Origin of the sequence: Longitalea luteola (genome assembly GCF_017356035.1) — a bacterium.
Taxonomy (GTDB): domain Bacteria; phylum Bacteroidota; class Bacteroidia; order Chitinophagales; family Chitinophagaceae; genus Niastella; species Niastella luteola.
In genome coordinates, this window is sequence record NZ_JAFIQX010000025.1 from 1 (window position 1) to 8,510 (window position 8,510).

Annotated in this window: 6 protein-coding genes and 2 pseudogenes; 3 read left to right on the top strand and 5 right to left on the bottom strand. The window is 36.9% G+C overall.

The window, feature by feature from the left end:
* Nucleotides 1-140: 140 nt before the first annotated feature.
* A pseudogene (locus JUB15_RS28135) lies at nt 141-404 on the top strand (transposase); the annotation flags it as partial.
* Between the two features lie 177 nt (nt 405-581).
* On the opposite strand, the gene JUB15_RS28140 reads toward JUB15_RS28135, so the two are convergent.
* The 5 genes and pseudogenes from JUB15_RS28140 to JUB15_RS28160 form a co-directional block, all read right to left on the bottom strand.
* The gene (locus JUB15_RS28140; RefSeq protein WP_207516093.1) at nt 582-1,259 is read right to left on the bottom strand and encodes a pentapeptide repeat-containing protein; all 678 of its coding nucleotides are present in this window, start codon (nt 1,257-1,259) and stop codon (nt 582-584) included.
* A gap of 766 nt (nt 1,260-2,025) precedes the next feature.
* A pseudogene (locus JUB15_RS28145) lies at nt 2,026-3,127 on the bottom strand (IS3 family transposase).
* Nucleotides 3,128-3,332: 205 nt separating this feature from the next.
* Nucleotides 3,333-3,962, bottom strand: coding sequence for a DUF7002 family protein (locus JUB15_RS28150; RefSeq protein WP_207516094.1), 630 nt, complete (start codon nt 3,960-3,962; stop codon nt 3,333-3,335).
* A gap of 1 nt (nt 3,963) precedes the next feature.
* The gene (locus JUB15_RS28155; RefSeq protein WP_207516095.1) at nt 3,964-5,598 is read right to left on the bottom strand and encodes an adenylosuccinate synthetase; all 1,635 of its coding nucleotides are present in this window, start codon (nt 5,596-5,598) and stop codon (nt 3,964-3,966) included.
* On the bottom strand, nt 5,585-6,970 hold the full coding sequence (locus JUB15_RS28160; protein WP_207516096.1) for an ImmA/IrrE family metallo-endopeptidase: 1,386 nt from the start codon (nt 6,968-6,970) through the stop codon (nt 5,585-5,587). Before JUB15_RS28160 ends, JUB15_RS28155 begins: the two co-directional genes overlap by 14 nt.
* A 458-nt stretch (nt 6,971-7,428) precedes the next feature.
* On the opposite strand from JUB15_RS28160, the gene JUB15_RS28165 reads away from it, so the two are divergent.
* Nucleotides 7,429-7,836, top strand: coding sequence for a hypothetical protein (locus tag JUB15_RS28165; protein ID WP_207516097.1), 408 nt, complete (start codon nt 7,429-7,431; stop codon nt 7,834-7,836).
* Between the two features lie 19 nt (nt 7,837-7,855).
* On the top strand, nt 7,856-8,206 hold the full coding sequence (locus JUB15_RS28170) for a PHP domain-containing protein (protein WP_207516098.1): 351 nt from the start codon (nt 7,856-7,858) through the stop codon (nt 8,204-8,206).
* The last annotated feature ends 304 nt before the right edge of the window (nt 8,207-8,510 follow it).

An 8,510-nucleotide genomic window follows, 5' to 3' on the forward strand; every position in this document is an offset into this window, starting at 1 on the left:
ATGGAAGAACTCCAATGCAAACCTTCATAGATTCCTTACCTTTAGCGAAACAAAAAATGCTGCAGGATGTCCCACCCGCAGCATAAAATAATTAATCCGTTTCCCTAGAATTACTAAAAAATCTTCAAACTGTCAGATCATATACTAATCAGAACACAGTATTCTTCGACTTTCCCATCGAAATTCGTCAAATCATCTACACCACCAACCTGATCGAAAACCTCAATGGCAAGATCAGGAAGTATACAAAAAACAAACTCTCATTCCCTACCGATGATGCCGTTCTCAAATCCGTCTACCTTGCCTTAAGGGAGGTGACAAAAAAATGGACATTGCCAATAAGAAATTGGGGCATTGTCCTGGATCAGTTTTTAACTATTTTTGAAAACAGGATCAAGATATAGGTCCTGCTACGAACTCCGATATTTAAAACTTACACAGTTACTGAAATAGTCCCTTAATTAGCAATGAGTCCCGCCAGACCGGCAGACGCCCAAGCCGCTCTGCAGCAGCAAAGATTAAGCTGGCGTTGCTCTCCTCTTCCTGTCCTTGAAACAGTTATGTCAAAAAACGATTACTAATCACCGAACTAGCTTTTTACTGAACAAATAAGTTGCGGCTACCACACCGCCAAGCCTATACCGATGGGGACACCCAAACCGATGCCGCCGAAAATATATTTTGCCATCTCTGTCCGGTTCTTTTTCTTCTTTGTACAGTAACAGCAGTGACTGCACTTTTTCTAATAGATCTGTATATGCTTTATGGTCTTTTATATCCCTGTCATTCATTTTACCCAAAGAAGTTAAAACATTTGTGAGGTATTCCTTAACCCTTGCTTGCCCACTGTCTTTAATTTCAAATAAATCCTCTACATAAGCAAGCTGATATGAATTAACATTCCACGGCCCTGGTACACCTTTAAAAGGCTCCTCAAACTCAATGTCATTAATTATGGCTCCTTTCAATTTTATTCCTTCACTACTTACAATTGTAAAATCCACTTTTGTAAGATTTGCAATTGTGAAATCTGCAAAATCAATTTCCGCTTTATGGAAATCAGCTCCAGTCAGATTGGCATTCCTAAAAATGGTATTCGAACATTTGGCTCTTACCAAACTTACATTATGCATTATTGCACTTTCAAAACTGGCATTTTCTAATATTGCTCCATTTAAATCGGCCCCAGTCAGATCAGCACCACTAAAATCTAAATCGCTCAGATTTGCTCCATAATCGCTTGTTTCAGAACTTTCCATCCAAGGATGTAAAACTAACCCATTTAAATTAGCACCTTTAAATAAACTTCTAACAGGACGATTGTATTCACGCCACTTATTCCAGAACTTTACTCCTTTTTGTATTGCCTAAATAGCCTGTTGTTGATTCATTACAATTGTTTTAACGCCCTCATTATAATTTCAATAATTCTATATAGACTAGAGTAGAAAAAATGAAGCAACTTGATATGATCAACAAATGTCATTAGATATGTTATTATATGCATCTCTATAATAACCAAAATTTACAATATTGTCAAATGTAAATTTTGCTCTTTCATAAATCCAATCAAACCCGACGACTCTTAATATACCTTGCGTTGATTCATTTTCTTGCCTTAGCCTATTCTTTTGCATCTCATTAAGTGAGTTCTCCATTCCCGTCACTACAAGAATGCAGCTAAAGATGCGACATTTTGTAATTCTGACTTGTAAGTAAATCCGCCATAATCTGAAGAAGCCAATTTCATTACTTCATTAAGAGCAGGCTTATGGTGAAACTTGTAAAGCTCAAGTAGGAGCTCGTCCAATTGTAAGCTCCCCCAAAAGTCGCCCATGAGTAGTTAGAGAAAAATCTTTAACTGATCTCCCCCCATATTTCGGGCCAGGCTAAATTGTAGATTTCGGGCTATTTTGAAGCGATAAAACCTGTTGATGAAGGTATGTATTTTCTGATATCGTCCGGTGATATCCTGCCGTTGCAAAATACATAGCTTCATCAACAGGAGCTCCCGGTAGGGCCCTTTCAGATTTGTTGTTCGTCGAGATAATCCTCGACAAATTCTGCCGGTGTCATTTCCTTTAAAGAGCTATGTGGACGAAAGTGATTATATTCCTGGACCCAGTTGTTTATTTTATCGTATGCATCTTCCAAAGAAAAGAACCAGCTTGTATTCAGACATTCATCCCTGAACGATCCATTGAAAGATTCAATGAACGGATTGTCTGTCGGTTTTCCAGGCCTGGAATAATCCAGGATGACTTTATTTTCATAAGCCCATCGGTCAAAATCTTTGCTAATAAACTCGCTGCCGTTGTCCACCTGGATCCTCTTTGGTACGCAGTTATTATGCTGCTTTAACTGCTCCATAACTTCCACCACATCGATGCCTTTAATAGATTTGCCGACCCGAATAGCATGGCAGTAGCGACTAACATTATCCACTATAGTTAAACATCGGAACCGTTGCCCTTAAAGAGGTTATCGCTCACAAAATCCATGCTCCAGCATTCATGCAAACTATTAATATCAGGCCGTTCCAGGCGGTGAGCAGCAGCTTTACTGCGACGTGGGCGTTTGCTGCGAAGGTTCAATCCTTCCTCTTTGTAGATCCGGTACACCCGCTTATGATTGTCTTTAAAGCCTTCTCGTCTCAGCAAGATATAAATGCGCCACATGCCATATCTTACGCGTGTGGCAGCAATCTCTTTGATCCTTTGACGAATAGGCCGGTCTTCGCGTCGATGCGGCTTATAATGCCAGTTAGAACGATGCATCAAAATTACACGGCACGCCCTACGGATTGAAATCCTGTAAGAGGCTATTAACTCATTGGCCAATTGGCGCAACTGCCGGTTCTTCAGGGACTTTTTTTTAGAACATCCTGAAGCATCTGTTTGTCAAGGGTCAGATCTGCTACGATTTGTTTTAACCGGGCATTTTCCTCCTGTAATTGCTTTAACTGCCTAAGCTCACTTATCCCCAATCCGCCATACTTCTTTTTCCAGTTATAAAAAGTGGCCTCGCTAATCCCCATCTTTCGGCATACTTCATCCACCCGCGTGCCAGTCTCAGCCTGCTTTAAAGCAAACACAATCTGCTGTTCGGTAAACTTTGTCTTTTTCATGAGCAATTCTCCTTCTTTTAAGTTATGAATAATTGCCCGATTTTCTAACTTTAAACGGCCCGGTTTTTCGGGAGGAGGTCACAATTCATAAACATTTCCACGGTAATTAATGTACCACTCAACTTTTTCTTTAAGTTCTTGAAAATCCATAAATAATTAGGTTATAAACCAGTAGCTAGTGAGTAAACCTAAAGGAATAGAAATCCTACAATGTAGATTTTTCCCAGTCCCCATTCGGAGAAGAACCTATTTCAAATTGTTGAGGCAGTATGCAATATTGCGGAAAAGTAACTTCCGTAACAGAACTAATATTAAATGAATAATCTTCAAACGTCTGAAAAGTATCTTTCCCCCGTGGCGCAGCTTTGCCTCCTAAAGTGGCACTTGGCCGAGTGGCACCTGAATTAATCTTCGAAAATTCTACATGCCCATTCAGTGCTAATATATCATTGGTATTAAATCGAAAAATAATTGGATTTTCACTTTCATATCTTCCATAATGAATGGCCAATCGCTTAATATTAGGCCACATAAAAACTCTGCGATTCAAATGATAAATAAAATCTGCGGGTGTCCAGTTGTCAGTTAAACATTTTTCCAAAGCCTTGTTAAGTGGTCTTTGATCCCTTATAAAAACATTAACGCCATTTACAACTAAAATAGAATGTTGAGGTCGTTTGCTTTTCAAAAAATCATCTGCCTCAGCTATACCTGATATAGCTACGATCTCGCTTGTACTCAACAACTTTTTTTGATGCTTAATAAAATCCAAGTTTCTACTATCTGTAAGATGATATAAGAAAGGTGTCTTTTTAATAAATTCTTGTTTATCCATATTAAATCCAGTTCCGTCTATCAATAATTGAACGATACGAAAATCGAGTGGCAATAAGGCTTACAGATACGCCAGCACACCTTTCCAACTCGTCAATAAAGGAAGTAGTTGCCGGCGAAAGTTGATCATATCTTCTTGCTTCTTGATTTTTGTGACTAATATAATCTGAAAATGTAAGAGCTATATCAGTTGGTGAATTTAACTCGCATGACTTTCTAAATAACGACCAACTAAACTCTGCAATTCTTCTTTGTTTTTTAGTGGTTGAGGTCATTTCCGTCTTTTTCAACTCATCTAGAGGTACTCCTGACCTTTTATAAATTTCTTCTAAAGTTAGCTCGTCGCTGTAAAAATGACCAGAGGTACCATTTGATGGACTTTGAACTCTTATTGGGTAAGTGCGAGTAACAAGTATTATTTTTCTAACTCGATTAATAGCGATTCCTGCTTCTGCCAGGCAGCCGCCTGCAGTTGTATCCCTGGAAGTAACATAAGGATATAAACCGTGATGAAGGCTTAGATGAGTGCCTTGAGTTCCTTCTAATAATATTTTCTTATCGCTATTAAATAACTTTTCCAGTTCAGTATGGGAAGATCCAATATATTGTTTTAATTCTTTACAATTTTTTGCTTTATGCTTATCCAAATTTCGCAATCGCTTTAATATATTTTCAGCAGTTGCCTTACCCACACCTTGGGCAGTTGAACCTATCTTGCTATGCTTTTTTTCATATTCTTTATCAGAATCTGTAATTACTGTTGCATTAGCATCAATCAGCAATCTATCTGCTTCATGAATATTGAATTTTTTAATTTCATCCAAAAGAACTTCTTTACTAATTACTGCGCCAGGTCCAATTATTAATTTGGTTTTTGTATTTTTAACACTGCCGGAAGGTAAAATATGAAACACATGGGGTTCAGGTTCAGCATAAACCTTATGCCCAGCATTCGGCCCACCCACTCGTACCAAACAATCGTAATTAGGCGCTAAATAGGCAGCAATTTGCCCCTTGCCTTCAGAACCAAATTGCCCTCCAACTAATACATCTACCAATTTATTATCAATAGGAGGTAATATTTTTAAAAACCCTGCAACTCTGGTTAATACATCTTCGGGTTTATTCCTTTCAGTATTGACAACCAAATCTGCCTTCTTTTCCAGAGAATTTACCTGTTTTTCTGTTTTATCTTTCTTGACCTTTTCATAAAGTTCCAAAAGATTTTTTTTGGTATCATTTATTTCATTCCGATTTAAAAATCTATTTTTCAGTTCTTCAGGAGATGCTTGGAGATGAATATGTATTACCCTATGACCGTATGCTTGACGAAAAGCATCAATTTGCTCAAAAATTCTAACGGCATCAATAACCAATCTGTCCAAATGAAGTATATCACTTTGAAAAAAGTTTCTTAACCATGCTCCCCCAGAATCCTTATCCAGTTGTTCACCAATTTTTTGCAATGGTATCCTGCCAGACTTAAGGGTTCGATTACGCTCAATCGAAATTTGCTGCAATGCCTCTTTTGATTTAAGTATCTTAAATCCAAAATGATGCTCTAGATTATCGCAGAGCTTTGATTTTCCGCTACAAATTTCTCCGCTTAATAAAACAATCAATTTACCGTTTCTCATAAATTGTTCTGGTGTCAAATAATGAGAGGGGTGACTTATTTTTAGGATTAAACCTTGTCCCCGGCAGAACATAAACAGTTACACTAATATTATTTTGAACCAGTTCATCATAAATCATTCCTTCAATAATATTCCAATCACCTTTTGCCTGGCCAGCACCAATCAAAGGCATGTGTATAGATGCATTAAGCTCAAGAGCAGTAAATTTCAGTTGCTCTAAACCTTGCTGCAAACTAACATAACTTAAAATACTCTCCCCTTCAAATTTTGGTTTTATTCCTTTTTGTGCTAGTATTTGAAATACGTAAATCTCATTATTTAATTTAGTGCATTTTGTTTCCCCAAGTTTAAAATCTGGTTTCCCTTTCCATGCTTGCAAAACTGTTTTGCTAAGAGGCCACCTTATTGACATAGCCCTACCGAATCCGAATCCTACCGCAGCTGTTGTATTCACTAATTGAACAATTATTTTTATTCCTTCCCCCCTTGGCTGCGTTGCATCACCATTAACCGTATATATGGATTTTTCAGGTTTTTGATCAAACTGCTCTGGAGCTATAAATACACCCACCCTTTGCCTTTTGTGCTTTTTTAATGGAGGTAAGCCAATTGCGAATATTTTATATTCTATTCCTTTAAATACATCCCATGTTTCAATACCTTCCGATGTCCAACCAGAATTAATACATTCAAATACTTTTGATGATGCCGGGATCGCATAGTTATTGGGAATTATCAATTCAGATGAAGACGATGGCTTAACATAATCTACGGTTAGCTTTTTCTTATCGTCTGCCTCAAAAGAAGCGATAAGAATTGCGCAAGGTTTATTTACAACTTCAGCAAACCTTAAGAAAACTGCTTCTAACGAGGCTTGATAGTTGTTTGAGATGCTTAATAAAGAAGCCATGTTTAAGGGTAATCCATTTGCTTCTTGTGAAAATTCTGCATAGGGGAGAAGAATTTCTGAAGCTGCTATGTCACATAAAAATTCTAATTCCCATAAATCCCCAATTTTATCCTCCTCTCTATTTCTAATGGTTTCATGCCAATCCACAAATAATATATGGCCTAATTCGTGGGAAATATTAAAATTAATTCTTGATGGCTTTTGATATGGATTGTACTCAATTTGAAATATGCCATTAATACTCAATATTCTTGCATCAGAAATCGATTCATTTGGAACAATACTAATATTAAGCAGGCGAGCAAGTTTAAAAGGATCAAAGGGTGGCCCCTCCCAACCTTTTTCAAAACCATTTAATACCATTTCTCTTGCCTTGCTTCTAATAATATTCATTGGGTCCGGATTATTATTCTCCTTGATTAATCTTTGGACTGACTTATTATTCCATTTTAATCCTTGCATACGGTCTATTCGTGAATTGTTCAAAAGCTACAAAAGTATAAAACGGCTACCCAAAAAATACCTTGCTAATAAATTAGTATATAAATCTAAAGTTTCTCCTTTGGACTTTAGAAGTTTAATGAGATAGAATTTTTTTATCAACCTGATAAACAAGTAATTACAAAACGCTATCTCTCAAGTTATTGATCATAATCATTTTATTTCTTTTTAATATTGTCGAACGTATTAAAAATTATATACATCATACTTATCTTTTTACTTATGTGCGTAAAGAAAAAAAGCCCTTCTGTAGAAATAGACTGGCTTTGGTTAAGGCTCTGATTAGTAGCTTCTTCTTATCTATACAAAGGGGTTAACCAGCAACTTCAGCCGGAAATAAATTTTATTTTCCCAAACTGTTTTTACAGCTTCAGTATAAATATTTGTAGGCATTGTAAGCTCCCCAGCTAAGAAAATCCTTGAGGAATAGATTATTGAAATTTTGCGGCGAAGTCCGACGCCAAACTACAACCGTAGAAGGTATCGGCTTAATTGCTGCAGTTGGCTTCATAAAGTTAACGTCAAAAGCCTTCGGCAATTTATTGATCTATCAATCGTCTACGAATGAAGTGACCAAAGCTCATACTATTGACGAAATTCCGGTCACCATCTATCACACTACAAAGAATAACTTTTATTACGAATTATTTCAAAGAACCGGAAATGAGCAGCATGCGAGAAAAATTGAAAAACGATTAAGGAGTAAAGGGCCATTTAATTCAGAACAGTCAATTTACAAGGAAGCGAAGATGCCCTTTATTGAGCCAGAAATGCGCGAAAACGTAGCTGAATGGAGGTTGTGTAAAACGACAGGGCAGGCTGGTTGAGAGTGGTGACATAAAAGGGGTGGTACATAATCATACGGATTGGAGCGATGGTGTTGATAGCTTGACCGATTTTGTTAATGCCTGCATAAAGAAAGGATTTGAATATACAGTTATTTCTGATCACTCAAAAAATGCACACTACACCGGTGGATTAAAAGAAGAAAAAGTGCTTCGGCAACTCAAAGAGATTGATCGATTGAACAAAACGGTAAAGCCTTTCCAAATATTTAAAAGTATAGAATGCGATATACTCTTGTCAGGGCAGCTGGATTTTGACGATAGTGTCTTAAAAAAGTTTGACCTGGTTATTGTTTTCTATTCACCAGTTATTAAAAATGGACGAAACGAAAGCTACGCAGCGTTTAATTAAGGCTATTGAAAATCCCTACACAACAATACTTGGCCATAAGACGGGGCGGCAGCTGTATAATCGAGAGTATAAAATACTTTGTGTAAATAGGTACAAGTAACTGCATTAGAGCCGGCATCTGTTTTCAAAGATAGTTAAGATGTTCTGATTAGTATATGATCTGACAGTTTGAAGATTTTTTAGTAATTCTAGGGAAACGGATTAATTATTTTATGGAGACTGTAAAATAAACTGTGTCAAAGGTTAAAAAATCAAGACCTTTAATACAGTTTTTTTATGGACAAAAAAGAAAAATTCGACTATG